The sequence below is a fragment of the Actinoplanes italicus genome (assembly GCF_003001815.1).
GTDB lineage: Bacteria > Actinomycetota > Actinomycetes > Mycobacteriales > Micromonosporaceae > Actinoplanes > Actinoplanes italicus.
The window spans coordinates 183,373-209,934 of sequence record NZ_PVMZ01000003.1 but is presented as its reverse complement, the minus strand read 5'-3'; the positions used below and the strand labels follow the sequence as shown (position 1 = coordinate 209,934).

The 26,562-nt window shown below is 70.1% G+C and carries 25 protein-coding genes and 1 tRNA gene; 14 read left to right on the top strand and 12 right to left on the bottom strand.

Going from position 1 to position 26,562, the window contains the following annotated elements; genetic code table 11:
• Window positions 1-5 precede the first annotated feature (5 nt).
• From CLV67_RS51730 to CLV67_RS08615, 3 genes are read left to right on the top strand one after another with little or no spacing between them, the layout of a single operon-like run.
• Window positions 6-158: a hypothetical protein gene (locus tag CLV67_RS51730; protein ID WP_170153783.1), complete on the top strand. Its 153-nt coding sequence runs from the start codon at window positions 6-8 to the stop codon at window positions 156-158.
• Window positions 155-406 carry a hypothetical protein gene (locus CLV67_RS08620; RefSeq protein ID WP_146169015.1) on the top strand — a complete coding sequence of 84 codons (252 nt, stop codon included), beginning with the start codon at window positions 155-157 and terminating at the stop codon, window positions 404-406. Before CLV67_RS51730 ends, CLV67_RS08620 begins: the two co-directional genes overlap by 4 nt.
• The gene (locus CLV67_RS08615) at window positions 403-699 is read left to right on the top strand and encodes a hypothetical protein (RefSeq protein WP_146169014.1); all 297 of its coding nucleotides are present in this window, start codon (window positions 403-405) and stop codon (window positions 697-699) included. The genes CLV67_RS08620 and CLV67_RS08615 overlap by 4 nt, the downstream gene beginning before the upstream one ends.
• Here CLV67_RS08615 and CLV67_RS08610 read toward each other — a convergent pair.
• Window positions 651-2,225 (bottom strand): type IV secretory system conjugative DNA transfer family protein, encoded by a 1,575-nt coding sequence (locus tag CLV67_RS08610; RefSeq protein ID WP_239166249.1) that lies wholly within the window; start codon window positions 2,223-2,225, stop codon window positions 651-653. The two genes, CLV67_RS08615 and CLV67_RS08610, sit on opposite strands and share 49 nt — an antisense overlap.
• A gap of 155 nt (window positions 2,226-2,380) precedes the next feature.
• Window positions 2,381-3,184: an ABC transporter permease gene (locus tag CLV67_RS08605; RefSeq protein ID WP_239166248.1), complete on the bottom strand. Its 804-nt coding sequence runs from the start codon at window positions 3,182-3,184 to the stop codon at window positions 2,381-2,383.
• A 126-nt stretch (window positions 3,185-3,310) separates the two neighbouring features.
• Here CLV67_RS08605 and CLV67_RS08600 point away from each other — a divergent pair, with 126 nt between their 5' ends.
• A complete protein-coding gene (locus CLV67_RS08600) occupies window positions 3,311-3,547 on the top strand; it encodes a helix-turn-helix domain-containing protein (RefSeq protein WP_106316646.1) in 237 nt (78 codons plus the stop codon).
• A gap of 75 nt (window positions 3,548-3,622) precedes the next feature.
• Here the strand turns inward: CLV67_RS08600 and CLV67_RS08595 are convergent, their stop codons facing one another.
• The 6 genes from CLV67_RS08595 to CLV67_RS08570 form a co-directional block, all read right to left on the bottom strand.
• On the bottom strand, window positions 3,623-3,982 hold the full coding sequence (locus CLV67_RS08595; protein ID WP_106316645.1) for a hypothetical protein: 360 nt from the start codon (window positions 3,980-3,982) through the stop codon (window positions 3,623-3,625).
• Between the two features lie 215 nt (window positions 3,983-4,197).
• Window positions 4,198-5,148, bottom strand: a complete 951-nt coding sequence (locus CLV67_RS08590; protein ID WP_106316644.1) for a tyrosine-type recombinase/integrase — start codon at window positions 5,146-5,148, stop codon at window positions 4,198-4,200.
• A 175-nt stretch (window positions 5,149-5,323) separates the two neighbouring features.
• A tRNA-Val gene (locus CLV67_RS08585) sits at window positions 5,324-5,395 on the bottom strand.
• A 48-nt stretch (window positions 5,396-5,443) separates the two neighbouring features.
• Window positions 5,444-5,902, bottom strand: coding sequence for a peroxiredoxin (locus CLV67_RS08580; protein WP_106316643.1), 459 nt, complete (start codon window positions 5,900-5,902; stop codon window positions 5,444-5,446).
• Window positions 5,903-5,996: 94 nt separating this feature from the next.
• The gene (locus CLV67_RS08575) at window positions 5,997-6,428 is read right to left on the bottom strand and encodes a DUF3052 domain-containing protein (RefSeq protein WP_106316642.1); all 432 of its coding nucleotides are present in this window, start codon (window positions 6,426-6,428) and stop codon (window positions 5,997-5,999) included.
• 111 nt (window positions 6,429-6,539) lie between these two features.
• Window positions 6,540-8,771 carry a transketolase C-terminal domain-containing protein gene (locus CLV67_RS08570; RefSeq protein WP_106316641.1) on the bottom strand — a complete coding sequence of 744 codons (2,232 nt, stop codon included), beginning with the start codon at window positions 8,769-8,771 and terminating at the stop codon, window positions 6,540-6,542.
• Between the two features lie 187 nt (window positions 8,772-8,958).
• On the opposite strand from CLV67_RS08570, the gene CLV67_RS08565 reads away from it, so the two are divergent.
• Window positions 8,959-9,363, top strand: a complete 405-nt coding sequence (locus CLV67_RS08565; protein ID WP_106316640.1) for a YjbQ family protein — start codon at window positions 8,959-8,961, stop codon at window positions 9,361-9,363.
• Between the two features lie 169 nt (window positions 9,364-9,532).
• A complete protein-coding gene (aceE, locus tag CLV67_RS08560) occupies window positions 9,533-12,271 on the top strand; it encodes a pyruvate dehydrogenase (acetyl-transferring), homodimeric type (RefSeq protein ID WP_106316639.1) in 2,739 nt (912 codons plus the stop codon).
• A gap of 42 nt (window positions 12,272-12,313) precedes the next feature.
• Here the strand turns inward: aceE and CLV67_RS08555 are convergent, their stop codons facing one another.
• Complete coding sequence (locus tag CLV67_RS08555) at window positions 12,314-12,853, bottom strand: dihydrofolate reductase family protein (RefSeq protein WP_106316638.1); 540 nt, start codon at window positions 12,851-12,853, stop codon at window positions 12,314-12,316.
• Window positions 12,854-12,948: 95 nt separating this feature from the next.
• Between CLV67_RS08555 and CLV67_RS08550 the strand changes: the two genes are divergently transcribed.
• The 3 genes from CLV67_RS08550 to CLV67_RS08540 all read left to right on the top strand — a co-directional run bounded on the left by CLV67_RS08550 (window position 12,949) and on the right by CLV67_RS08540 (window position 17,484).
• The gene (locus CLV67_RS08550) at window positions 12,949-15,054 is read left to right on the top strand and encodes a methyl-accepting chemotaxis protein (protein WP_239166247.1); all 2,106 of its coding nucleotides are present in this window, start codon (window positions 12,949-12,951) and stop codon (window positions 15,052-15,054) included.
• Window positions 15,055-15,080: 26 nt separating this feature from the next.
• Window positions 15,081-16,487, top strand: a complete 1,407-nt coding sequence (gene gltX / locus CLV67_RS08545) for a glutamate--tRNA ligase (RefSeq protein WP_106316636.1) — start codon at window positions 15,081-15,083, stop codon at window positions 16,485-16,487.
• Window positions 16,488-16,818: 331 nt separating this feature from the next.
• Entirely contained in the window at window positions 16,819-17,484 is a 666-nt protein-coding gene (locus CLV67_RS08540) for a hypothetical protein (protein ID WP_239166246.1), read from the top strand.
• On the opposite strand, the gene CLV67_RS08535 is transcribed toward CLV67_RS08540, so the two are convergent.
• Entirely contained in the window at window positions 17,465-18,067 is a 603-nt protein-coding gene (locus CLV67_RS08535; RefSeq protein ID WP_106317099.1) for a TetR/AcrR family transcriptional regulator, read from the bottom strand. The two genes, CLV67_RS08540 and CLV67_RS08535, sit on opposite strands and share 20 nt — an antisense overlap.
• 69 nt (window positions 18,068-18,136) lie before the next feature.
• Complete coding sequence (locus CLV67_RS08530) at window positions 18,137-18,361, bottom strand: hypothetical protein (protein WP_106316635.1); 225 nt, start codon at window positions 18,359-18,361, stop codon at window positions 18,137-18,139.
• Between the two features lie 313 nt (window positions 18,362-18,674).
• On the opposite strand from CLV67_RS08530, the gene CLV67_RS08525 reads away from it, so the two are divergent.
• The 5 genes from CLV67_RS08525 (at window position 18,675) to fabF (ending at window position 23,435) form a co-directional block, all read left to right on the top strand.
• Window positions 18,675-19,829 (top strand): PucR family transcriptional regulator, encoded by a 1,155-nt coding sequence (locus CLV67_RS08525; protein WP_239166260.1) that lies wholly within the window; start codon window positions 18,675-18,677, stop codon window positions 19,827-19,829.
• Between the two features lie 201 nt (window positions 19,830-20,030).
• A complete protein-coding gene (locus CLV67_RS08520) occupies window positions 20,031-20,960 on the top strand; it encodes an ACP S-malonyltransferase (RefSeq protein WP_106316634.1) in 930 nt (309 codons plus the stop codon).
• Window positions 20,957-21,907, top strand: a complete 951-nt coding sequence (locus CLV67_RS08515) for a beta-ketoacyl-ACP synthase III (protein WP_106316633.1) — start codon at window positions 20,957-20,959, stop codon at window positions 21,905-21,907. Before CLV67_RS08520 ends, CLV67_RS08515 begins: the two co-directional genes overlap by 4 nt.
• Window positions 21,908-21,964: 57 nt before the next feature.
• A complete protein-coding gene (locus tag CLV67_RS08510; protein ID WP_106316632.1) occupies window positions 21,965-22,207 on the top strand; it encodes an acyl carrier protein in 243 nt (80 codons plus the stop codon).
• 1 nt (window position 22,208) lies between these two features.
• Window positions 22,209-23,435, top strand: coding sequence for a beta-ketoacyl-ACP synthase II (fabF, locus tag CLV67_RS08505; protein ID WP_106316631.1), 1,227 nt, complete (start codon window positions 22,209-22,211; stop codon window positions 23,433-23,435).
• 1,351 nt (window positions 23,436-24,786) lie between these two features.
• On the opposite strand, the gene CLV67_RS08500 is transcribed toward fabF, so the two are convergent.
• Window positions 24,787-26,517 (bottom strand): glycoside hydrolase family 3 protein, encoded by a 1,731-nt coding sequence (locus CLV67_RS08500; protein WP_106316630.1) that lies wholly within the window; start codon window positions 26,515-26,517, stop codon window positions 24,787-24,789.
• Between the last annotated feature and the right edge of the window lie 45 nt (window positions 26,518-26,562).

Genomic DNA, 26,562 nt, shown 5'->3' with positions numbered 1-26,562 from the left:
TGGGCATGACCACCTACACCCTGAGACACGGCCGCATGCGGCACATCCTGCGGCCCTGGCGCGTGGACTGCCGCTGCCGCTTCGAGGTGTTCCCCTGCCCGCCGGTACGCATGGGCGTCGCCCGGCCAGCCGTGCTGACGGCCTGGCGGCTGTGGTGACCAGCCACGAGCCGCTCTGGCCCCAAGGGCTGTGCGCCGGCTGCGGCCTGCTCTGGCCGTGTGAGCCCGTCGTCGCCCAGCTCGTCGACGAGCACGGGCTCGGCCTTCCCCTGTCCGCGGCCCTGTGGAAGCTGTTCGACCAGGCCGCGCACGCCGTCCCCACTGCCCCGGTGCTGGCGCTCTACGAGCAGTGCATCCGCCAACCGCTCGCCTTGGCCGAGAAGCTGAACAGAGGTGACCGACGATGAGAGACTTGAGACCCGGCGACATGGTCCGGCTCGGCAAAGCCGCGTCCGTCCAGTTCGCGACCCCGATCCTGTTCCGCATCATCCGGGTGCTGCCGCGGCAGACTTACGTGGGCTGGGTGTGGCTGGACGGCTACGAGATGAGCGGCGGTATCGCGGTCGAGCGGCGCGAGGTCTTCGTCCAGTGGCTCGGGATCGAAGCGATCGGCTACGGCCCCTCCCGCCGGACGCGGAACGACGGTCCGGCTCAGCGACGTCCGCTCGCTGCCCAACGCTCCAAGTCTGACCGCGTGTAGAGATCGGCCTTACCCCGCTTGCCGCGCTTGGCCGGCACCTGGCCGACGTTCCGAGCCAGCCGCTGCCTCGCCGCTGAGTACTTCCAAGGCAGCACACCGGCGTCGATGGCGTCCTGCAACGTCATCATGTCACTGTCACCTGTGACATCCCTGCTCAGGCCCTCATCAGGCTCTTTTGTGACCTTTGCTAGGGCACGTGCCTCTGCGGTTGTCAGGTAGGCCACCTGGACCTCTGTCGCAACCCCGCCGATGACGATCTGCCACCGGCCGAGCGTGCGGCTGGCCCTGGGCATGCTGGCCTCGGGAACCAGCATCTTCCAGGCGTTCGCCGTGTACCTAGCGAGGCAACGGATGCCGAAGTTTTCTCTGGCCTCGGGGCCTCCGATGGCTCGTGCGGTGAGCATCTGCGCGATCGCCAAAATGTTGACCTTGGCACTGCGGCCCATGAAGAGCAGGTCGCCCAGCGCGGCGATCGCTGGGCTCTTCTTCGGATCCCCCTTGCCGCGGATCTCCGCCCAGTAGTTGGCGAGCATGCCGATGGTGGCGTTGAGCTCTTCGCAGATCACTAGGATGCGCGGGCCCGGGTCCCAGTCGTCGGCCTCGCTGAACGCCATGTCGTTGCGGAGATCGGCGATCTCAGCTGCCTCGATCAGCGCGTTGTGCATCTGCGCTGGCTTCGTGCAGTACGTGACGCCGTCGAGGTTCCGCGCCCAGCGGTGGCTGCCCTTGCGGTCGAGGATGATGACCTGGCCGCCGCGGCGAAGCACCTGCACGGCAATGTCCATAGCGAACACGCTCTTACCGGCGCCGGTTCCGGCCGACACGGCGATGTGGGGGCTGTCGTCCTTCAGGCTCAGGATGACCGGCCGGTCACCGGCGCCCTGGCCGATGTAGAACTCCCACTCTTGCAGCCGCGGCAGGTGCTCGAGCAGCTGGTCGACGCCGACAGACGAGGGCGGCCTCTGCCTCACAGTCCACCGGGCGCGCACGTTTGCGCCGACCTGGTGCCACGACTCGACCAGGTCACTGACGGGGATCTTGGCGGTGATGATGGCCGACACCAGCTGCCGCTGTTCCTTCGTCAGGTAGGGCGTGGCTGCGGTCAACTCGATCCTGGGGCCGAGCTTCTCGCCGGGCCGGCGGAACCAGTCCAACCGCTTGGTGAGCGGATACACCCAGCCCTGAACCGTCCAGACGGCCCGCTGGATGTGTTCCGGCAGCCACCGCAGGATCGGCTCCAGGTACGTGCCGTACCGGACACGCACCCACTCCTCTGCCGGTGACAGCGGCTTCGCGAGACGGGGTGTGAGCTGGCCGAGGCCGGGGTCGACATGCAGGTCGACGCGTACGTCTTTCAGCCCGAGAGCCGGGCCGATGGCGGCAAGGGTGGGTGTCACGTATTCATTCCGGAACCGGATGCGACCCCACCGGCGCCGGGCGCGCCAGAGGGCGACGGCCGCGAGCATCGCAACGACGGCGACGGACTCCTGCGGCCACGCCCACACCACGCCGGCAAGCGCGGGCATGCCGATCCGGAGCGCCTGCCGCTGGTAGCCGGCCAGCTGGCCGAGCCCTGGCCGGAGGTAGGGGTATCCGTCCGCGCCGCAGAGCGGCTGACCGGACAGATACCGCAGTACGAGAACGTCCAGGACGTCCCGCTGCTTACCGGATGCCTCGTCGGTCACGCTGGCGAGCGGACGAGGTGCGCGAGAGCTGCGCCCATGCCGAGGACTGCGACGGGGATGCAGGAGACGATGGTGGTGATCCACCAGGGGGCTGAGGTCCAGCCGGCGGCGACCATCAGGTGGTAGGCGACCTGGCCGGCCGCGCCGAGGGCGAGGCTGCCGATGGCGGACCAGCGAGCGAATGTCAGTGCCCGGCCGTGGATTCGTCCGGACAGCCACACGTAGAGCGCGAATGCCGCGTACGTCTCCAGGCCCACGGGCAACGTGATGGCGGTGTTGATCTGGATCCGGTCGGCGCCGGGAATGCCGGGGAACGGGCGGACGACGCCGAAGCCGGTGAGCCGTCCGAGGTCGACCCAGCCGGACCAGATCGCGACGAACGCGGGCAGGATCAGGCCGAGGACCGGCCACGTCCGGACCGGGGTCGGGGCGGCCGGGACCGGATCGGCGACCTTGATCTTCTGGACCGTCTCGGGCTCCACCGGTGTGGGGGCCAACGTCGGCATGGTGGCCGGCTCGGGGGCGGGGGCGAGACGGGGCCGGGATGGCAGCCGGAGGTGCCGAGGGCGGGGCCCCCGTGCCTGGACACGGGCCATGGCGGCGCGGAGGCCGCGCTTGCGCTCGGACTGGTGTTGCTCTCGTTCGGACGTCAGACGATCGTGAATGTCGGTGGCCGTCTGCCAGCCCACCCCGAGGATCTTGCGTAGGGCGGTGCGTGCCGGGATCGGGCCGGTGCCGACGGCGTCACGGGCCTGCTTCAGGGCGGCCTCCGGGATGCGCGTGCTGGTGTCGGTCGACATGCGCCCCATGATGGCACAGATGGAACAGTTGGAACATTAGAGGGTCTAGGCGGGTGTATCACCAGGGCGTACGGGGTGGACCGATACGATCGGCGCGATCGGAACACTCGAGACAGGGGCGCGTGCATGGCGGACCAGCCGGACCTGGAGGCACGCGCCCGGGCGGGCGAGTGGCTACGACCCGGCGACGCGGCCCAGCTGCTCGGTATCGGACGCACGACCATGCACCGGCGGCTTGAGGACGGCACGATCGGCTGGCGGCTGCACGCTGGCGGGCATCAGCGGCGGGTCAACCCGGCCGACGTCATTCGCCTGCTGGAGCAGGCCCGGGCCGAGCACCGCGGTGAGATGCCACAGGCGTAGACGCGACTGCGCCCGGGGCCGTGATCGGTCGGCACCCGGGCGCAGCCTGGAGTGAAGCCAGAGGATCGAAATCGGTCAGCGCTGGTCGGCGGATCCTTCGTCGTCGCCGACGCTGGCGCCGGTGAGCCGGTCAGTGACTCCACGCAGGTAGCCGGTGGCGTATCCCTCGTGAAACGCCGCCAGGGTCTGTTGCTGGCGGCCAGCGGCAGTGGAGTGCCTCCACGCCAGGTAGGCCGGCCAGGAGGCGAGCACGACGGCCAGGAACAGCCAGCTCAGGCTGTGGGTGACCTCCAGCGGCTCGAACTGGCAGAGCCAGAGCGAGCCGGCCGCGCCGGTGGCCGCGAAGAGCCCGGCCTGGATCCACCTGGCGGCCCGTTTGTCTCGGCGGGGCGTGTCGAACTCTGGTGCGCGCTGAGCCTCCGGTCGTGCTGACATACCCCGTCCCTCGTCCCGATTGCGGCCTGGTCTCCCCTGGTTACGACCCCTCGTTACCTGCGGATTGTTGAACCCTAAAACGGTTCAATGATCCAATCGATCATTCGTGCGATCCGCAGACCCGAACCGGTGGGCGGGTGATTGAAAACGGTCGGACTACCCCTATCGGGGGACGTCGCACAACCGGTGCTCGTTAACGGCCCGGAAATATTCGGCTAAATGTCGCCCATAACATTCACGCGATCGTATCCGCGTCGCGCCCGGGCGCTCCGGGCGCTGCGGCCGTACCGCCGAAGCATCTGGGGAGAGTCCCAGCCGTTCAGCTCCATGACGTCGCCCTCGCTGCCCTCATTGTCGAGGTACCGGTGCGTGAAGGTATGCCGGAAAAGATGCGGATAGATCTTGAGATTGCAGGCCTTTCCCCGTCGCACGATCGCCTGATAAAGACCGTCTTCTGTCATCCGGACGAAACGCCGATGCCCGATCCAGAGAGCGTTGACAGCATTCTCGCCGAACTGACCGCCCAGTTTGATGAGCCTCTGCTGCCGCATCCGCAAATAGCGGTCCAACGCGATCGCGGTCTTGGCGTCAAACTTCACGGTACGGGTGCGGTCGGCCTTGCCGGTGACCCGCACCTCCCGCTTCTGCAGGTCGAGGTCGGCCAGGTCGATGCCGGCCAGCTCGCCCAGGCGGATGCCCGTCGACCCGAGCAGACGCAGCACGGCGGCGTCGCGGCGGCTGGTGTAGTCACGCTTGCTCTCCGCGCTCCGGATCAGGGTGCGGAGCTCGTCCTCCTCGATCACCGGCGGGGGGTTGTCGTCGAGCTTCGGCGGCGACGGGATCTTCATCCCGGCGATCGGGTTAGGTGCCTCCTCCTCGAGCGCGTACCAGTTCCACCACTGCTGGAGTGCTCTGCCGATGTTGTTGACGTAGGACCGGCCGTAGCCCTGGCAGCCGGCGATCGGCGGGGAGGCTGGGTTGATCCGGTGAGGGCACGGCTGGCCGCCGGATTGGAGCCAGACGAAGAACAACCTGAGGTGGCTCTTGCGGACGTCGGCCCAGTCGTCGACTGCGGGTTCGTGCGCGTGGATGAGCCAGCCGGCCAGGAGGACGGCTACGTCGGTGTACGTCTCGACGGTTCGGCCCTTGAGGCCTTCGGCTCGCATGCTCAGTTCCCACGACGCGATCCAGGCTCTCAGGGGTCCTGGATCGGCCCTCAGTACCTTTGGATGCTGGCTCATTGGAGATCACCAGCGGACTGCATAAGCGAGTGGTGTCCGTGCATCGTGCTTTCACTCTCCTACGGCAACTTGTTGAGTTTCCGCAGGTGAGAGGGGTCTGTGGGCGCGGTAGGTTTCGAACCTACGACCCCCCGCTTGTAAGGCGGGTGCTCTCCCACTGAGCTACGCGCCCGGTATCAATCACCGGAGCCGTCATCCTACCCTGCCGCTGATCGAGGGATCAGAGGGCGGCGAGGGCGGTACGCCAGGCGGTCTGGTCGCGGGCCTCGCCGGGACCGTTCATCTCGGCGTAGGCGATCGTGCCGGCCCGATCGATCAGGAACGTGCCGCGGTTGGCGAAGCCGCGCTCAGCGTCGAAGACGTCGTATGCCAGCGCCACCCCTCCGTGCGGCCAGAAGTCGGCCAGCAGTGGGAAGTCGAAGTTCTCCTGGTCGGCCCACACCTTGTGGCTGTAGGCCGAGTCCACACTGACGGTCAGGACCTGGACCCCGTCGTTCGCGTAGTCGGCCAGGTTCTTCTGGATCTCGGTGAGTTCGCCGTGGCAGCGGCGACTGAACGCCAGGGGGTAGAAGACCAGCAGGACCGCCTTGCGACCACGGAAGTCACGGAGGCGTACTTCCTGATTGTTCTGGTCCTTGAGGACGAAGTCCGGGGCCTCGGCGCCCACCTCGATCGGCATCCGCCCAGCCTAAACCAGACGCCAGTACAACCAGACCAATGCCGCGTGGTCGGCGCCCGTCTCGGGCGCCGACCTGGAGTGGGGTGGCAGTGAGCTACTTCTTCTTGGTGCCCCGTGGGGAGACCAGGCGTGCACCGGTCCAGTCCTTGCCGGCATTCACCGTGGAGGTCTGCTGCAGGCCCGCGGTGGGGGCCGACTCGCTGATCTCGCTCGGCTCGACGTGTCCGTCGCGGCCGGCCTTGGGGGTCAGCAGCCACACCACGCCGTTGTCGGCAAGGGGGCCGAGAGCATCGGTGAGAATCTCGAAAAGGTCACCGTCGCCGTCGCGGTACCACAGCAGCACCGCATCAACGACCTCGTCGGTGTCCTCGTCGACCATGTCACCGACGCGTTCGGTCAGGGCGTCACGGAGGTCCTCGTCGACATCGTCGTCGTATCCCATCTCCATGACCACCATGTTCGGCTCCAGGCCGAACCGGTCCGCCAGGCTACGTACGCCGTCGGCCTGACCCGCGGTCGCGCTCACTGTCCAAATCCTCCTAGCCGTCAAAAAACACCGTCAAATTGCACCGGAACCTGGGGGTAGTCCACACATTCCAGCGCCGGTGCGCAAGTGGCGCACCGAGTGTGTGGCAATTTACCGTGCCAGCAGGGCGTGGGCACCCTGTGTGATGGCATCCTCTCCCACCAGGACCTCCTGGGCTGCCGGACCCAGCGGAACCGGCACGTCAGCGGCCGCGACCCGGCGCACGGAACCGTAGAAAGATCCGTCCACGAGAGCGGCGAGGACTCCCTCGCCGACGCCGCCGGAGCGCCGCGTCTCGTCGACGATCAGTACGCGCCCGGTCACGGTGGCCTCCCGTACCAGGTCAGCGGTGGGAAGCGGGTTGAGCCAGCGCAGGTCGACGACCCGGGAGCCGTATCCTTCGGCGGCGAGCTGAGCGGCGACACGCAGCGCCATCCGGACGCCGTTGCCGTACGTCACGATGGTCAGGTCCTGGGCGGTGCCGAGCCCGTAGGTGCGGGCGCGGCCGATCGGAACGTGATCCTCGGCCCACGTGCCGGGGGCCGGATAGCTCGCCAGCCACTCGTTGTCGCCTTGTTGATAGAGGTCCCTCGTCTGGTAGAGGGCGACCGGTTCGAGGAAGACGCTGACGGTGCCGTCGATCTCCGCGGCGGCGAGGCAGGAGCGCAGCATCGGCGCGGCGTCGGACGCCCGGGCCGGCACCGCGACGACGAGGCCGGGCACGTCGCGCAGCGTGGCCACGGTGTTGTCGTTGGCCAGGTGACCGCCGATCCCGAACGGGCTCGCGAGGCCTGGCACACGCAGCACCATCGGATTCCGATAGGCGCCTGCCGAGAGGTACGCCAGACCGGCCGCCTCGGTCCTCAGCTGTTCCGCCCCGCCGTGCAGCGCCGAGAGGCAGTCGAGTTCCGGGACCGGGAGCAGTCCGGCCAGCCCGGCGCCGGCGGCGAGGCCGAGGATCGTGGTGGTGTCGGGCGGGCTGTCGAACACGTGAGCCCCGGAGAGCCCCGTGGTGACGCCGTGCCGGCCGCCACGGGTGGTTGCCGGGCCGAAGACCAGCATCCCGGGGTCGGCGGCGAGAGCGTCGATGAGGGTGGCGCCGATGGCCTGCGCGAGGGTCATCGGGCCGGCGTCCTCGGGCAGCCGTCCGCCGAAGACACGCAGCCGGGTGGGCGCTCCGGCGCCGAGGGCCCGGCCGGCGTGCTCGGAGACGGCGTGCGCGACGCGCAGCGGGCGGCGTGGGGCCAGGGTGGCGACGACCTCTGCGGCGGAGGCGAGTTTGGCCTCGCCCAGCACCTCCTCGGCGGCCTTGCGGACCTGCCAGCCGACCTCGTCGTAGCGGGTGAGGACCTCGTCCGGGCCGTACAGCCCGGCCTGGACGAGGAGCCGGGCGGCGGTGATCAGCGGGTCGCGGTCCAGCCCGTCGGCGGGGTCCGGGTCGCCGGGGCTGCCGAGCAGCAGGACGGTGGACAGGTGCAGGACGGCGGGACGGCGCTCGGTGCGTACGAACTCCGCCGCCTCGGCCGCCGCGTCGTACGCCGCGGCCAGGTCGCAGCCGTCCGCGAACGAGTACCGCAGGCCGGGCCGGCCGCGCAGGGCCGCCGCCACCCAGCCGTCCGGGTCGGGCCCGCCGGGTGTGTTGTCCTCGCAGATCAGCAGCAGCGGCACGCGCTGACCGGCGCGTTCGAGCCGGCCGGCCGCGTGCAGGGCGGCGGAGGCGGCGGCGCCACCGGCCCCGCCGTCGCCGAAGGAGGCGGCCACGATCGCGTCGCCGGGCCAGGCCGTCTCGCCGGCCCGGGTGAGCGCGTGCGCCAGGCCGACGGCCCGGGGCAGGTGGCCGCCGGGCGCCGAGACGGCCGGTATCAGGTGCAGGGCGGGGTTGCCGAAGATCTTGGCGCGGCCGCCGGTCGCCGGGTCGCGGACGGAGGCGACGACGCCGCGCAGGACGTCGCGGGCGGCTTCCTCGAGGCGCCGGGCCGTGTCGTGCCCCGACATGCCGGGGTGGTTCGCCGCCCGTACGCAATAGAAGGCCGCGGAGCGGTGATGGAGAAGGGCCGGGTCGTCGCCGCGCAACGCCGCGGCGACCGCCGCATTGCCCTCGTGCCCGGCGGAGCCGATGGTGTGGAATCCCTCGTTGAAACTGCGCAGCCAGCGCGCGGCGAGGTCGAGGTGGCGGCTGGTCAGCTGGGCGTCGAAGAGTTCCCGGGCACGGGCGCCGGTCAGGCCGGCCCCGTCGCGGATCGGGTCGCCGGAGGGACGTCCGGAATCCGGTGGCCGGAGGGCCGAGACCGCATCGCGGAACCGCTCGTCGAGGCTTTGCGGAGTCGTCACGCAATTCAGCATTGCCGACCGCGGCCGGTGATGCCACTGCGAGAAGGATCGATCTGGCGCGCACGGGCCGTCACCCGGTGGTGTACTCAGGGACATGATCTTGTGGTACGCCGCCGCACGCCTGGCACAGTGCGTGTGCTGGCTGACCGGCACCGCGTCCGCGTTCCTGCTGCTCGATCTCTACATTTAGGCTCGTCGGATGCGTACCGAACTGATCACCGTGCGGACCGGCGGCTCACCGGCCGTCGTGGACATCACCCGCGAGGCGGCGAGCTTCGTGCAGTCCGAGAAGGACGGCCTGCTGCACGTCTTCGTCCCGCACGCGACCGCCGGCCTGGCGATCATCGAGACCGGCGCCGGGTCGGACGACGATCTGCTGACGGCGATCGACGATCTGCTGCCCACCGAGGACAAGTGGGTGCACCGGCACGGCTCGCGGGGGCACGGACGCGATCACGTCCTTCCGGCGTGGATTCCGCCGTACGCCACATTGCCGGTGATCAGCGGCCAGATCGCACTCGGCACCTGGCAGTCGATCTGCCTCGTCGACCCGAACGGGGACAACCCCATCCGCCAGGTTCGTTTCTCCTTCGTCAACGGCTGATCAACGGGGACGTCCAAAAGTTACTGGTCAGTACGTGTGTCGAGCGTCGCTGAGACGGCCCGTAGGCGTGACGGACCCCACCGTAAGGGGGCAGGATGGAGACCTATTCCGCGCGATTCGTTACCTAGGGGTCGCACGGACGTCCGACACTCAACCAAGAGGATTGCCTGTGGCCACGGAGCGCAAGCGCCCGGTGATCAGCGATGGCCTGCCGAGCCAGCTTCCCGACATCGACCCTGAAGAGACCAACGAATGGGTCGAGTCGCTCAACGGAGTCATCGACGAACGCGGCGCGAAAAGAGCCCGTTATGTGATGTTGCGCCTTCTGGAGAAGGCTCGGGAGCGACAGGTCGGCGTTCCGCCACTGACGTCCACGGACTACATCAACACCATCCCGCCGGAGCAGGAACCCTGGTTCCCCGGTGACGAGTTCGTCGAGCGCCGGATCCGGGCCTACATCCGGTGGAACGCGGCGATGCTGGTACACCGCGCGCAGCGGCCGGAGATCGGCGTCGGCGGTCACATCTCGACGTACGCGTCGAGCGCCAGCCTCTACGAGGTCGGCATGAACCACTTCTTCCGCGGCAAGGAGCACCCGGGCGGCGGCGACCACATCTTCTTCCAGGGGCACGCGTCCCCCGGCATGTACGCACGGGCCTACCTGGAGGGTCGTCTCACCACCCACCAGCTCGACGGTTTCCGGCAGGAGCTGTCGCACCCGGGTGGCGGCCTCCCGTCGTACCCGCATCCGCGGCTCATGCCGAACTTCTGGGAGTTCCCGACCGTCAGCATGGGTCTCGGCCCGCTGAACGCGATCTACCAGGCGCGCTACAACCGCTACCTGCACAACCGCGGCATCAAGGACACGAGCCAGCAGCACGTCTGGGCGTTCCTCGGCGACGGCGAGATGGACGAGGTCGAGTCGCTCGGCGCGATCGGCCTGGCCGCCCGCGAGGAGCTGGACAACCTCACCTTCGTGGTCAACTGCAACCTGCAGCGCCTCGACGGCCCGGTCCGCGGCAACGGCAAGGTCATCCAGGAGCTGGAGGCCTTCTTCCGGGGCGCCGGATGGAACGTGATCAAGGTCGTCTGGGGCCGCGAGTGGGACGGCCTGCTCGCCGGTGACACCGACGGCGCGCTGGTCAACCTGATGAACGTGACGCCCGACGGCGACTACCAGACCTACAAGGGCGAGTCCGGGGCGTACGTCCGGGAGCACTTCTTCGGCCGTGACCCGCGCACCCGCAAGCTCGTCGAGGGCATGACCGACGACGAGATCTGGAACCTCAAGCGCGGCGGGCACGACTACCGCAAGCTGTACGCGGCGTACAAGGCGGCCACCGAGCACACCGGCCAGCCGACCGTGATCCTCGCCAAGACGATCAAGGGCTGGACGCTGGGCTCGCACTTCGAGGCCCGTAACGCCACGCACCAGATGAAGAAGCTGACCCTGGAGGACCTCAAGGGCTTCCGGGACCGCCTCTACCTCGACATCAGCGACAAGCAGCTCGAGGAGAACCCGTACCTCCCGCCGTACTACCACCCCGGCGAGAAGTCCGACGAGTACGAGTACCTCCAGCAGCGCCGGCGCGAGCTGGGCGGTTACGTGCCGTCGCGGCGTACCAAGGCGAAGTCGCTGGCCATCCCGGACTCGAAGGCGTTCAGCGGGATCAAGGGCGGCAGCGGCAAGCAGAAGATCGCCACCACGATGGCGTTCGTCCGCCTGCTCAAGGACCTCATGCGTGACAAGGAGTTCGGGGCCCGCTGGGTGCCGATCATCCCGGACGAGGCCCGCACCTTCGGCATGGACTCGCTCTTCCCGACCAAGAAGATCTACTCGCCGCACGGCCAGACCTACACCTCCGTGGACCGGGAGCTGTTCCTGTCCTACAAGGAGTCGACGGACGGCCAGATCCTGCACGAGGGCATCAACGAGGCGGGCTCCACGGCGAGCTTCATCGCGGCCGGCACGTCGTACGCGACACACGACGAGCCGATGATCCCGCTGTACATCTTCTACTCGATGTTCGGCTTCCAGCGCACCGCCGACGAGCTGTGGGCCGCGGCCGACCAGATGACGCGCGGCTTCCTGCTGGGCGCCACCGCCGGGCGGACCACGCTCAACGGTGAGGGCCTGCAGCACGAGGACGGGCACTCGTTGCTGATCGCGGCGACGAACCCGGCCGTGGTGGCCTACGACCCGGCCTTCGGGTACGAGATCGCGCACATCATCGAGAACGGCCTGCACCGCATGTACGGCGAGGTGCAGGAGAACGTCTTCTACTACCTGACGATCTACAACGAGCCGGCCGTCCAGCCCGCCGAGCCCGCCGGCCTGGACACCGAGGGCCTGCTCAAGGGCATCTACCGCTTCAGCGAGAGCTCGCAGAAGGACGGCCCGAAGGCGCAGCTGCTCGCCTCCGGCACCGGCATGCGGTGGGCTCTCAAGGCGCAGGAGCTGCTCGCCCAGGACTGGGGGGTGAGCGCCGACGTCTGGTCGGTCACCTCCTGGACCGAGCTGCGCCGCGACGCGATCGAGGCGGAGGAGCACAACCTGCTCCACCCGAGCGACGCGCCGCGCAAGCCGTACATCCAGCAGAAGCTGGAGGCGACCGAGGGTCCGTCGGTGGCGGTCAGCGACTGGATGCGGGCCGTGCCCGACCTCATCGCCCGCTGGATTCCGAACGGCTACACCTCGCTCGGCACCGACGGCTTCGGCATGAGCGACACCCGGCACGCGCTGCGCCGCCACTTCCACGTGGACGCCGAGTCGGTGACCGTGGCGACGCTGCGTGAGCTGGCACTGCGGGGCCAGATTCCGGCGCACGTGCCGGCCGAGGCCGCCAAGAAGTACGCGATCGACGACGTCAACGCCGCGCCGGTGGGCGAGACCGGCGGCGACTCGTAGGACCCTTCCGGGAGGGGCCGCACGGCCCCTCCCGGAAACCGCTCACGCCGGCACGTAGTTGATCACTTCGACGCCGGTGGCCGAACGCCAGCTGCCGGTGTGGGCCAGGGCGATCCGGGTGCCGGGCTCCCAGAGCTTGCGGCCCTCGCCGGCCACCACCGGGAAGATCATCAACCGGTACTCATCGATCAGATTGTGCCTGGTCAGGAAGTTGACCAGGGAAGAGCTTCCGTTGATCAGCAGGTTCTCCGAGCCGGTCTTGAGCTTCGCCACGGCCTCGGCCACGTCACCCGCGAGGAAGGTGGCGTTCCACTCCGCCTCGGCGGAGGTGAGCGTCGTGGTCGCGACGTGCTTCGGCATCCCGTTCATCTTCGCGCCGAAGTCACCGGTCTCGGCGGCCATCTGGGGCCAGGCCGCCTTGAATCCCTCGTAGGTCTTGCGGCCGAGCAGCAGCGCGTCGGCCTCCCGCAGGTTGTCGGCCTGCCAGGCGCCGAGCTCCTCGTTGAAGTACGGCCCGCTCCAGACCGGCTCCTCGAACACACCGTCGAGGGTCACGTACTCCACCGCCACGATCTTGCCCATGGTTTCCCACCTCGTTGCTCGCCGGGCCAATTGAAAACGGCAACGAGCGGGCGGCAAGGTGGTAGCGGCGTAATGATCCAGTGGTGGGATTCCGCATGAGCCACAAACTGCTCCTTCTCGGCCTCGGGAGCGTCCTGGTCACCGCGATCGTGCTGGTGGCGGTCGGCGCCTGGCAGAGCGGCCGGTTCGCCGACAGCACCGAACGCGAGGTGCTACGGCAGAACCAGGCCGCGCTCGCGGAGAGCGCCGCGGACGTCAACGCCCTGGTCCGGACCGTCGGCGACGAGATCCAGCAGAGCATGGACCGGAGCATGAACAGCGCCTCGGTGTTCCTGGCACAGAGCGGCGGGATGCGGTTCGCGGCCCGGCAGGTCGCCTGGACGGCCGTCAATCAGGTCGACCAGGAGGCGACGACGGTCCGCCTGCCCCGCGTCGAGATCGACGGCGCCTGGCTCGGGCAGAACACCGACCTGAAACGGACCACGCCGTTCGTCGACGAGGCCAAGAGGTTGTCCGGCGCGACCATCACCGTGTTCCAGCGGATGAACCCGGCCGGTGACCTGCTGCGGGTCGGCACGACGGTGAAGTCGGCGAAGGGCACCCGCGCCATCGGGACGTACATCCCGGCCACCGCGGACGGCAAGCCCAACGCCGTGGCCGCCGCGATCAAGGACGGGAAGCAGTACCGCGGCGTCGCGGCGGTGGTCGGTACGCCGTACGTCTCCGTCTACGACCCGATCAAGAACGCCGCCGGCGCCGTGATCGGTGCGCTCTACGTCGGCGTCCCGCAGGCCGAGGCGCTCGTCAACATGACCGAGACGATCGGCGAGCTGAAGATCCAGACGAACGGGTGGGTCTCCATCTTCAGCACCGCCGCCGCCGACCGCGGCCGGATCGTCGTCTCCAACATCGAGGGCATGGCGGGGCAGAACCTGCTCGACGCCGCCGACGCCGACGGCACCAAGTACGTCGAGGAGATCGTCACCGCGGCCCCGGAACTCGCCGACGGTGGAACCTGGCAGGCGAAGTATCAGCTGCCGGGCGCCGCCGGGGCACCCGCCGGGGACACCACCACCACGGTCGGCTACTACGCGCCGTACCAGTGGGCGGTGACCGTGGGTGGCTACGACGCCGATGCCGCGGCCGCCATCGACGCGGTCCGGGAGGGCCGCGGCACGATGCTGACCTCTTTCGTCATCGCCGCGGTGCTGCTGGCCCTGGCCGGGGCGGCGGCCGCGTATCTGCAGGCGTCCCGGATCTCACGGCGCATGGCCACGCTGACCGGGGCGCTGACCCGGCTCGCCGGCCGCGACCTCACCGTCCGGGTCGAGGACCGCGGGCGCGACGAGATCGGCGAGGCCGGCACCGCGCTCAACACGGCCGCGGCCGAGCTGCGTACCGTCATGCGGGAGGTCACCGGCGCCTCCGAGGAGGTCGCCGGAACCGCCCGGCGGGTCACCGCCACCGGCGGCGAGATGTCCGCCGCGGCGGACACCGCCGCGAACCGGGCCGGCTCGGTGAGCGCCTCGGCGGAGTCGGTGTCACACGTGGTGCAGACCGTGGCGGCCGGCGCCGATGAGATGGGCGCCTCGATCACCGAGATCTCGCACAACGCCCAGGAGGCCGCACAGGCCGGCCGGGACGGGGTCGGGCTGACCGCCGCGGCCGCCGACGTGATCACCGAGCTGCGCGCCTCGACCGCCAAGATCACCGATGTGGTGCAGCTGATCGCCACCATCGCCGAGCAGACCAACCTGCTCGCCCTGAACGCGACCATCGAGGCCGCCCGGGCCGGGGAGACCGGCAAGGGCTTCGCGGTGGTCGCCGGCGAGGTCAAGGAACTGGCCCAGGAGACCGCGCGGGCCACCGAGGACGTCACCGAACGGGTGGCCGCGATCAACGCCGACACGGCCCGCGCCGTGACCGCCATCGACGCCATCTCGGCGCGGATCGCCCAGGTCAACGACTACCAGACGGCCATCGCCGCGGCCGTCGAGCAGCAGGCCGCGACGACCGCCGAGATGGCCCGCAACATCGCCGAGGCGGCCGGGGGCAGCCGGGACATCGCCGACGGGATCGGCACCGTGAGCGGGGCGATGCAGAGCACCCGCGAGTCGGTCGCGGTGTCCCACCAGGCCGCCGACGAGCTGACCGCGACGGCGAACCGGCTGACCGGGCTGGTCGGGCGGTTCACCGTGTGAACCGAACCATCGGTACGCTGGGGTGCGTGACTGTTCGCGTACGTTTCGCACCCTCGCCGACCGGGATGTTCCATGTGGGCGGCGCCCGCACAGCGCTGCAGAACTGGATCTATGCCCAGCAGCACGGCGGTGTCTTCGTGCTCCGGATCGAGGACACCGACGCGGCCCGCAACAAGCCGGAGTGGACCGAGGGCATCCTGCAGGCCCTCGACTGGATCGGCATCGAACGCGGGACGTACGAGGGCCCCTACTACCAGTCCTCCTACGCGGCCGACCACACGGCGGCGGCGACTCGCCTGTACGGCGAGGGCCGGGCTTACTACTGCGACTGCAAGCGTGACGACGTCATCGCGCGCACCGGCAACACGCACACCGGCTACGACGGCTTCTGCCGTGAGCGGGCTCTGGGGCCGGGCGAGGGGCGGGCGCTGCGCTTCCGTACCCCCGACGAGGGCGAGACCGTCGTCGAGGACCTGGTCCGTGGCAAGCCCACCTTCGAGAACAAGCTGCTCGAGGACTTCGTCATCGCCCGCAGCGACGGCTCGGCGGTGTTCCTGCTCGCCAACGTGGTCGACGACATGAGCCTCGGGATCACGCACGTGTTCCGCGCCGAGGAGCACCTGCCCAACACCCCGAAGCAGCAGCTGCTCTGGGAGGCGCTGGGCGCGACCCCGCCGATCTGGGGTCACGTGCCGGTGATCGTCAACGAGAAGCGGCAGAAACTGTCGAAGCGCCGCGACAAGGTCGCCCTGGAGTCGTACCGCGACGAGGGCTACCTGGCGGCCGCCATGCGCAACTACCTGATGCTGCTCGGCTGGTCCCCGACCGGCGACCGGGAGATCGTCCCGTGGTCGGTCATCGAGGAGGAGTACCGGATCGAGGACGTCAACCACGCTCCGGCGTTCTACGACGTCAAGAAGCTGCGGGCGTTCAACGGCGAGTACATCCGCGCCCTGACCCCGAGCGAGTTCACCCAGGTCTGCGCGCCGTGGCTGACCGGCACCGAGACCATCCCGGCCCCGTCGTGGGACCCGGAGAAGTTCGACGCCGACGTCTTCATGGCGATCGCCCCGCTCGCGCAGACCCGGATCGGGGTGCTCGCCGAGATCGTCGAGAACGTCGACTTCCTCTTCCTGGACGAGCCGGTGCACGACGAGGCGTCGTGGGCCAAGGCCATGAAGGAGGGCGCGGCGGAGATCCTGGACGACACCGCGGCCGCCTTCGGCGCCCTCACGGACTGGTCGGCCGAGGCCTTGAAGACCACGCTCGAGGCAGTCGGGGAGACGCGAGGTCTCAAATTGGGAAAGACCCAGGCGCCGGTACGCGTAGCTGTGACGGGCCGCACGATCGGTCTGCCGCTGTTCGAGTCGATCGAACTACTCGGCCGGGAGCGTACGCTCGCCCGTATCTCCGCTGCTCGCGCCCGCCTCTGACGATCTCGACCAGTTGACGAGCGCTTGACAATCGTCTTATCGCATTCGACGACCGGAAGGCCATAGCCGGTCGTCGAATGCGGTGATGCTCTCCGTCACCAGGGTGACCACCGCCCCCATCGATTGCGGGGAGTGGGTACTATTCGGCCGCTGATCAACGGCCCGTTGCACCTTCCTCGCCATCCCTCACATGGTTCCAATTCACCCTGCCTCGAGATGCGGCCGGGGCGGAGTCCGGGAAGGCTAGGGCATAGGCCGTGTACCGGTTCCACCGACCGGGTATGAGCAGCGGTCAGTGATCCATGTCCATCCACGGGGGCGGGGAGGTCGGATGGTGCGGGGGACGATCACGAGGCTGGTGACGACGATCACGGCGGTGGCCGTGGCGTTGACGCTGGCGTTCGGAGCGGCACCGGCCGCGGCTCAGGCCGCGCCGAAAGCGCCGCCGAAACCCGATGCGTTGCAGCTGGTCGGCACCGGCATCGAGGAAACCATCCTGGTTCAGCAGGACGACCGGCCGAAGCTCTTTCAGATGCTGCTCAGCGAGGTGAACTGGCTCGCTCAGGCCTCGGCGTCGACGAGCGCCGTGCCGAAGGCCACGAAACTGGGCCCGAAGTTCACCGTGACCCTGCTGGTCAAGAACGCGCCGAACCAGGTCTACAACCTCTATCCGCTGGCCGAGGGCGGTCCGCGGGCGCACCGGCCGGCGAAGCAGCCGTCCGGCAAGAAGACCGAGGCCTGGTTCTACGGACGGCTCTCGATGCCGGAGTCGCTGCGACTGGGTGGTGCTCCGATCGAGGGCAAGCCGGACATCGTGCAGAGCGGCATCGGTGGCGGCATCGGCACCGACCTGAAGGTCAAGGAGGTGAACCCGGTCGAGGAGGTAGCGCTGGCGTTCACCGAGTTCCGGCGGCTGTTCCTGCTCAACGGGGCGGTGCTGCTGGTGATCCTGACCGGTCTGGCCGGTATGGCGTTCCTCATCCGCCGGCGGGTCTGACACCCTCCGGCAGGTCGGCGCTCTTACGGGGCGTCGCCGAGTTCTCGATCAGGCGGACCAGGTCCTCCAGATCGGCGTCGAACTCGGTGGCGCCCTCGAGCATTTCCGAGGCCGCTCCGGGCAGCCCGCCGGTGACCTCACCGGTCGTGTAGCCGAGCAGGAACGCGCAGATGAGCCGGGCCTGCCGCGGCACCTCGGAGGAGGGGACCCCGGCGTCGGCCAGGATGCCCTGCAGCGCGGCGGCGAGCCAGGCGGCCGAGGGCCCGGCCGCGGAGCGGTTCAGAAGCAGCGGGAAGGCGCTCGGATGGGCCCGGGCCAGTGAGCGGACGGCACGGCCGAGCGCGCAGAGCCTGCGCCGCCAGTCCAGGTCGGCCGGGTCCTCGCCGATCGCGGTGCCGAGCTCCAGGTGCAGCAGATCGACCAGACCGTCGAGGAGCGCGTCCTTGCCCCCGACGTACGGGTAGAGCGCCATCGAGGTGAGCCCGACCCGCTCGGCCACGGCCCGCATCGACATCGCGGCCAGCCCGCGCTCGTCCACGAGTGCGAGCGCCTGGTCGAGGATCTGCCGTCTCTTGTCGTCCACCACGCCAACCTGACCAGTCCGGCGGCCCGAGAGCCCGGAAACGCGCCCGTCACTCACCCGTACGTGGACTCAGCACCAGCGGCCGGGGGGACGGCCACGGCCGGCCGCACGCCGGCGCGGCCGGACCGCGCCGTGCAGGTGGGCCCCGGCCCACCCACGCAGTTCGGTGCGACAACCGACCCGCCCGGTCTGCGGGTCCACGATCAGCTCCTCATCGGCCGGCGACGTCGCCGGCGAATCGTCTGGGGCGGGATCCCTGTCGGAGCACGCGAACGCGTCGTCCCGTTCCATCATCTCGCCTCCTCGATCCGTGGCCTCGGCGCAAGTCTCCGTCGGCGCCGACTTTTCATCGGCACCGCAACGCCCGGTGTTAACTCCCGACGGACCGCCGTCCGACACCTTGCCAGGTCACCGACCGAAATCACGGGAGAGGCGCACCGCTACACCGGTCAAATGTCATAAAAACCCCTAAACAGTGCATAAAACTCGTTTCCGGCACATGTCATGCGGATTCCGGTCTCGGGCCCCGGCGTGACACGCTGGGCCGGTGGCAGACACCGACACCGGCTCAGCGGCCGGGGGAAGGCCGGAGACCCCGGCGAAACCCCTGGCCCCGGGCACTCTGCGCCGCATCGAACGGCAGGCCGGCGCACTCGCCAGCGCGGCCGTCGCCCGCATGGATGAGACGCTGCCCTGGTTCCGCGCGCTCCCGGCCGATCAGCGTTCCTGGGTGATGCTCGTCGCACAAGCGGGCGTTCGGTCATTGGTGGAGTGGTTGCGTTCCGGCGGGACGGTGGCCGCCAGCACCGAGATCTCCGACGAGGTATTCGCGGCCGCGCCCCGCGCGCTGGCCCGGGTGATAACGCTGACCCACACCGTGCAGCTGATCAAGGTGACCGTCGACGTCGCCGAGGCCGAGGTTCCCGGCTATGCCGAGTCCGGCGAGCAGGAGGCACTGATCCAGGCCATCCTGCGGTTCTCCCGGGAGATCGCCTTTTCGGCCGCACGCGTCTACGCGCGGGCCGCCGAATCCCGCGGCGCCTGGGACGCCCGGCTACAGGCACTGCTCGTCGACGCCCTGCTGCGCGGTGACTCCTCCGACGTGCTGGCCAGCCGCGCGGCGGCTCTGGGCTGGGCGGACGCCCCGCCGGTCGCCGTGGCGGTGGGCCGCTCCCCCGGCGGCGACATCACCGCGGTGCTGCACGCCGTCTACCGGGCCGCCCGGCGCGCCCGGCTCGAGGTGATCGCCGGGGTGCACGGCGACCGGCTCGTGGTCGTGGTCGGCGGCGCGACCGACCCGGTGGCCGCGGCGTCGGCACTGGGCGGAGCCTTCGGCGAGGGGCCGGTCGTGGTGGGCCCGGCGGTGCCGTCGCTGGACCAGGCCACCGCGTCGGCGCGGGCCGCGCTGGCCGGCTTCCGGGCCGCCTCGGCCTGGCCCGGGGCGCCGTCCCCGGTGGCGGCCGACGATCTGCTGCCCGAGCGGGTGCTCTCCGGGGACATGGACGCCCGCCGCAAGCTCCGGCACGACGTCTTCGGCGCGCTGGCCCGGGCCGGCAGCGGGCTGCTCGAGACGCTGGATGCCTTCTTCGCCTCCGGGGGCGTGCTGGAGAGCGCGGCCCGCGAACTCTATGTCCATCCGAACACGGTGCGTTACCGGTTGCGCCGGGTCGCCGAGGTCACGGCACTGTCCCCGCTCGACGGCAGGGACGCCTTCGCCCTGCGGATGGCGCTCACCATCGGCCGTCTGGACCCCGCAACGTGACCCGGATCTCCCGTCACCAGTACGGACAGCCGCGAGACGTGACCCGGATCTCTCACCATCCGCGACGTTAAGGGGAGGTATAAATGGGGATGAAGTTACCCAAGAATACCCCTGTTTTGTAGGAAACCTACAACGGGAGTCGTAGGGTTTGGTTGCGCCCGGCTACCGCGCAAAGGCGTCCGATCCGGAAGAGTCGAGGACGTGCTCGCCGTACTCTCGCCCGGCCAGGGTTCCCAGAAGCCCGGCTTCCTCACCCCCTGGCTCGATCTCCCCGGCGCCGAGGCCCGTCTGACCGAGTGGTCCGCCCTCGCCGGCGTCGACCTGCTGCACCTCGGCACCCGCGCCGACGCCGAGGAGATCAAGGACACCGCCCGTACCCAGCCGCTGCTGGTCGCCGCCGCGCTGCTGGCCGGCGAGCACCTGCCACTGGAACGGGTCGGCGTAATCGCCGGACACAGCGTGGGCGAGCTCGGCGCCACCGCCCTCGCCGGTGTGCTGACCCCCGCCGACGCCATCACCCTGGCCGGTGTCCGCGGCCGCGAGATGGCCGCCGCCTGCGCCCTCGAGCCGACCGGCATGAGCGCCGTCCTCGGCGGCGACCCGGACGAGGTGGTCGCCACCATCGAGAAGCACGGGCTGTTCCCGGCCAACCGCAACGGCGCCGGCCAGATAGTCGCCGCCGGCGCGCTGCCCGCGCTCGCCGAGTTCGCGGCCGCGCCCCCGGCCCGGGCCCGGGTGATCGCGCTGCAGGTGGCCGGTGCCTTCCACACACCGTTCATGGCGCCCGCCGAGACCGCGCTGGCCGCCGTCGCGGGCGGCGTCACCACCGGCGCCCCGGCCCGGACCCTGCTGTCGAACCTGGACGGCACCGCGGTCGGCGACGGCGCCGAGATGCTGCGACGGCTGGTCCGCCAGGTCACCGCGCCGGTCCGCTGGGACCTGTGCATGCGGGCACTGAAGGACCTCGGCGTCACCGGCGTCATCGAGCTGCCGCCCGCCGGCACCCTCGCGGGCCTGGTCAAACGCGAACTCAAGGGCGACGGTGCCCCGGAGATCGTCACGCTCAACACCCCGGACGACCTGCCGGCCGCCCTCGACCTGATCTCCCGTACCGAAGGAGAACCACGATGACCGCGGGTTCCCGCATCCTGGCGATGGGCCACTACCAGCCGTCGCGTGTGATCACCAACGACGACCTGGCCAGCACACTCGACACCAACGACGCCTGGATCCGGGACCGGGTCGGCATCGCCGAACGGCGGGTCGCCGACGGCGAGTCGGTCGCCGACATGGCCACCTTCGCCGCTGAGAAGGCGCTCGCCGCGTCCGGTCTCACCGCGTCCGACATCGACCTCGTCATCGTCGCCACCTGCTCGGCGATCGACCGCTGCCCCAACGTGGCGACCCGCGTCGCGGAGCGGCTCGGCATCAACGCGCCCGGCGCGTTCGACGTCAACACCGCCTGCTCCGGTTTCTCCTACGCCCTCGCCACCGGTGACCACGCGATCCGCGCCGGAGCCTCCCGCAACGCCCTGGTGATCGGCGCCGAGAAGCTGTCCGACATCACCGACTGGACCGACCGTACGACCGCCGTGCTCTTCGGTGACGGCGCCGGAGCCGCGGTCCTCTCCGCGGTGCCGGACGGTGAGGAGGCCGGGATCGGCCCGGTCGTCTGGGGCTCCACGCCGGAGAAGGGCGACGCCCTGAAGATCGCCGGCTGGCAGCCCTACATCAAGCAGGAGGGCCAGGCGGTCTTCCGCTGGGCCACCACCGTTCTCGCCCCGTTCGCGAAAGAGGTGTGCGACAAGGCCGGGATCGCCCCGTCCGAGCTGGCCGCCTTCGTCCCGCACCAGGCCAACACGCGCATCATCGACGGCATCGTGAAGCGGCTCGGCCTGAGCCCCGACGCGATCGTCGCCAAGGACCTCGTCGAGTCGGGCAACACATCTGCCGCGAGCGTCCCCCTGGCCCTGTCCAAGCTGATCGAGCGCGGGGAGCTGCCCTCCGGGGCGCCCGTGCTGCTGTTCGGCTTCGGCGGCGGCCTCACCTACGCCGGCCAGGTAGTCCGCTGCCCTTAAGGGCCAGGACGCCTGACCGTCGCCAAACCCGCACCATCGAGAGGAAAGATTCCCACAATGGCAACTCGCACAGAGATCACCTCCGGCCTCGCCGAGATCCTCGAGGAGGTCGCCGGGGTGAACCCGGACGACGTCGCCGAGGAGAAGTCCTTCACCGACGACCTGGACGTCGACTCGCTGTCCATGGTCGAGGTCGTGGTGGCCGCCGAGGAGAAGTTCGGCGTCAAGATCCCGGACAACGAGGTGCAGAACCTGAAGACCGTCGGTGACGCCGTCACCTACATCGAGGCGAACCACTGACATGAGCAACGTAGACGTCGTCGTCACCGGGCTCGGCGCGACGACCCCGCTGGGCGGGGACGTCGCGTCCACCTGGGACGCCTTGCTCGCCGGCCGCTCCGGGGTGGGTCACCTCACCCAGGAGTGGGCCGGTTCCCTCCCGGTCCGGATCGCCGCCCAGCTGGCCGTCGACCCCTCCGAGGTGCTCGAACGGGTCCGGCTGCGCCGGATGGACCGTTCCGAGGCGATGGCCGTGATCGCGGCGAAGGAGGCCTGGGCGGACTCCGGGCTCGCCGACGCCGGACTGGACCAGGAACGGCTCGCGGTCAGCTTCGGCAGCGGCATAGGTGGCGCGATCACCCTTCTCGACCAGGACGACATCCTCGAACAGCACGGTCCGCGGCGGGTCAGCCCGCACACCGTGCCGATGCTGATGCCGAACGGCCCCGCCGCGCACATCGGGCTGGACCTCGGCGCGAAGGCCGGCGTCCGGGCGATGGCCAGCGCGTGCGCCACCGGCGCCGAGGCGGTGGCGCTGGGTCTCGACCTGATCCGGCTCGGCCGCGCCGACGTGGTGGTGGCCGGCAGCACCGAGGCCGTCATCCACCCCCTGCCGGTGGCCGGTTTCGCCTCGATGCGGGCCATGTCGACCCGCAACGACGAGCCGGAACGCGCCTCCCGCCCGTGGGACAAGAACCGCGACGGTTTCGTCCTCGGTGAGGGCGCCGGCGCCCTGATCCTGGAGCGGGCCGACCACGCGGCCGCCCGCGGCGCCCGGATCTACGCGCGTCTCGCCGGCGCCGGCATCACCTCGGACGGATACGACATCGTCCAGCCCGACCCCGAGTGCCGCGGCGGCATCCGTGCCATGCGGATGGCGATCGAGGACGCGGGCCTGACCGGCGCCGACATCCACCACGTGAACGCCCACGCGACCTCGACCCCGGTCGGCGACATGGGCGAGATCAAGGGCATCCGCGCCGCCATCGGAAGTCACCCGATCCTGACGTCGACCAAGTCGATGACCGGCCACCTGCTGGGCGCGGCCGGCGCACTCGAGTCGATCGCCGCGATCCTGGCTCTCCGGGACGGCATCATCCCTCCGACCATCAACCTCGACGACCCCGACGAGCGCCTCGACCTGGAGGTGGCGGCCCACAAGGCGCGGACCGCCGACATCCAGGCGGCGATGAACAACTCGTTCGGCTTCGGCGGCCACAACGTAGCCCTGGTCTTCACCCGCGCCTGACCCGGCCTGCTCCTCGGGCGTCGTTCCTGCCTCCGGCCGGACCACGACCCCGAGGAGCGCCACTTTCGCGTCGGACGATGTCTCGGCGTCTCTGCATCCCCGGCCCGGCCGCTCTCTCCCGGTCGGCCTCGTCAAGGGCCTCAACCCCTTCATCCGGTACGGCCAGTGCACCCACAACCGCACCACCGCGAACCGGGGCCACGCCACGCGAGGCGGCGACCACTCCCGCCCAACAGCGCGGCTCACGGGCTGAAGCGACACTCACCGCCAACCCCAGGCCCGCTCCGCCCAGCCCCACCCTCCGGCCTCCTACCCAGCACCACCAGCGGCCCGCCCCACCCAGCCGTCCGACCTCCCACCCAGCACCACCAGCGGCCCGCCCCACCCAGCCGTCCGACCTCCCACCCAGCACCACCAGCAGCCCGCCCCACCCAGCCGTCCGACCTCCCACCCAGCACCACCAGCGGCCCGCTCCGCTCAGCCCCACCGTCCGACCTCGCGCCCAGCACCACCGGCCGTACTTCAGCCACGCAATCCAGCCCGGACTCCCCGTCTGCCCGGCGGCCGGCGGCCCTCAACCCCCACCCGTGCTCGGCTCATAGCCGCCCGCGGCAGATCTTGTGGGTTTCCGGCTGCCAGCGGGGCGAAAGCTCACAAGATCGCATCGAGCAGGCTGCACGCTTCCGCAGACCTCGCCAATCTTGCGAGATTGGGGTGGTGGGAACGGCCAAAGCTCACAAGATCTGAACGGTGGGCGCGCAACAAGAGCGACACGGTCGAACGGCGTCAAATCGTGGCGAACACGATGCACGCTTCCGCAGACCTGGCCAATCTTGCGAAGTTGGGGCGGTAAGGGCGGCCGAAGCTCACAAGATCTGAACGGTGGGCGCGCAACAAGAGCGACACGGTCGAACGGCGTCAAATCGTGGCGAACACGATGCACGCTTCCGCAGACCTGGCCAATCTTGCGAAGTTGGAGCGGTAGGGGCGGCCAAAGCTCACAAGATCTGAACGGTGGGCGCGCAACGAGGGCGGCACGGTCGACCGGCGTCGCCGTCAGGTGGCGACGCCGGTCGAACGGCGGCGCGATCAAGCGGCGACGCGATCGAGTGGCGACGCGATCGAGCGGCGACGCGATCGAGCGGCGCGCGTCCAAGCGGCGGCGCGATCGGAGTGGCGGCGCCGTCGAGTGGCGGCGCCGTCGAGTGGCGGCGCGGGGAGTCGGCGGTGAGGGCACGCCCTCAGCCCGTGAGTGGCCTTGGGGCCGCGACGGACCGCCCGCGCCGCCTACGTGGCCCCGGCCACCCGACCGGTGCGGTTGGGGAAGGCGACGGCCGTACCGGAGAAGGGGCTATTTCGCGCAAGCGCTCCGAGGCAGCTTGCCCACCGCGATGGGTGACCGCCCAGGCGCCTTGGCCTTGCCCGCGATCACGGCGGCCAATGCGTCGAGGGACAACTTGCTGGACGAGTAGGTCGCGATGAGGGTGGGCGTCCCGGCTTGGGCGAGCAGTCCGGGCGAGTCCATCATGACGGTGATCCCGGCCGAGTCGTCGAGGTCGACGCGCTGGTCGCCGTAGCCGACGAGGCGGATCACGGTGCCGCCTGAGGCCTGGACCTGCATTCCGGCTTCCTGCAGGGCCTTGACCAGGTTCACCCGGGCCACCTCGCGGTTGGCGGGAGCCGAGACGGAGACCGGGCCTCGGGCCAGCGGGCCGGAGCAGGCCCCGCGGAGGACGGTGATCGCCGATGCGTTGAGTGACGACACGGCCTGCTGGTGGGCGGGTGAGCCGACTACGGAGAGTTCCGGCTGCGGGGTCTGCGCGGTCCGGAACTTGAGGGTCAGGATGCGCGTGACCGCTTCGGTGAGGCGTTCGCGCTTGAGGCTGCCGTTCTTGAGGCCGTTGACGATGCCGTCGCGGGCGGCGCCGATGTCCGGGGGCATGAGCAGCATGTCGTTGCCGGCATTCAGGGCCCGGACGGCGGCCTCCCCGGCGGGCCACTTCTTGGCGGGGGCCATGTTCATGGCGTCCGTGACGGCCACGCCGGTGAACTTGAGGCGGCCGCGCAGCTCGTCGGTCATGATCTTGCGGGAGAAGGTCGCGGGTACGCCCTTGTCGATCGCCTGCAGGTTGAGGTGTCCGGACATGACCAGGCCGGCTCCGGCGTCGACGCCGGCCTTGAACGGGGGCAGGTCCTGCTGTTCCCACGCCTTGCGGCTCTGGGCGATGAGCGGCAGCTCGTCGTGGCTGTCGGCGGTCGTGTGCCCGTGGCCGGGGAAGTGCTTGAGGGCCGCCGCCACGCCGGAGGACTGCAGGCCTCGGACGGCGGCGGCCACCTGCTGGGAGTTGGCCTTGGCGTCGCTGCCGAAGGCACGGGAGCCGATCACGCCGCCGCCGGCCGGGTTGAGGGTGTCGGCGACCGGGGCGAAGTCGACGGTGACGCCCATCGCGGCGAGCTCGGTGCCGGCGGCGCGCCATGCCTGCTCGGTGAGGGCCGGCTGGCGGGCGGCGCCGAAGGCCAGCGCGGACGGCAGCATGGTGACGCCGGTGGTGACCCGGGTCACGATGCCGTACTCCTGGTCCATGCCGATCATCAGGGGAGCGCCGGCCGGTAGTTTCGCGGCGGCGTCCTGGAGACCGGCGGTCAGCGCACGGACCTGCTCCGGGTTGTCGACGTTCGTCGTGGGGTTGGTCTTGCCGGTCGGGTCGCCGGGTGTGAAACCGACCAGGATCAGGCCGCCCAGGCGGTACTTGGCGATCATCTCGGCCGGGGTGTCCACTCCGGCCAGCTGCTGATTGCCCTGCTTGTTGAGCTGGTCGACCTGGGTGGCGGAGCCGCCGTAGGCGTAGGGCATCAGGACCTGTCCGGCCAGGTCCTCATCGCTGAGGCGGGCCACCACCTCGGCGGCGCGCGCGGCCGGGTCGCCGGTCGCGGCGGGCGGGGCGCTCGCGGCCGCGGTCGGCGAGGCCGGGGCTGCGGGCGGCGGTGTGGTCGCCGTCGGCGCCGGGTCGTCGCCACAAGCCCCCAGAGCCAGAAGCAGCGGTACGGCCAGCGCGCGCGACAGGTTTCTCACGATCGCCATCGAACCAGTTCACGGCAAACGTCGCCACTTCAACCCGCCATCGCG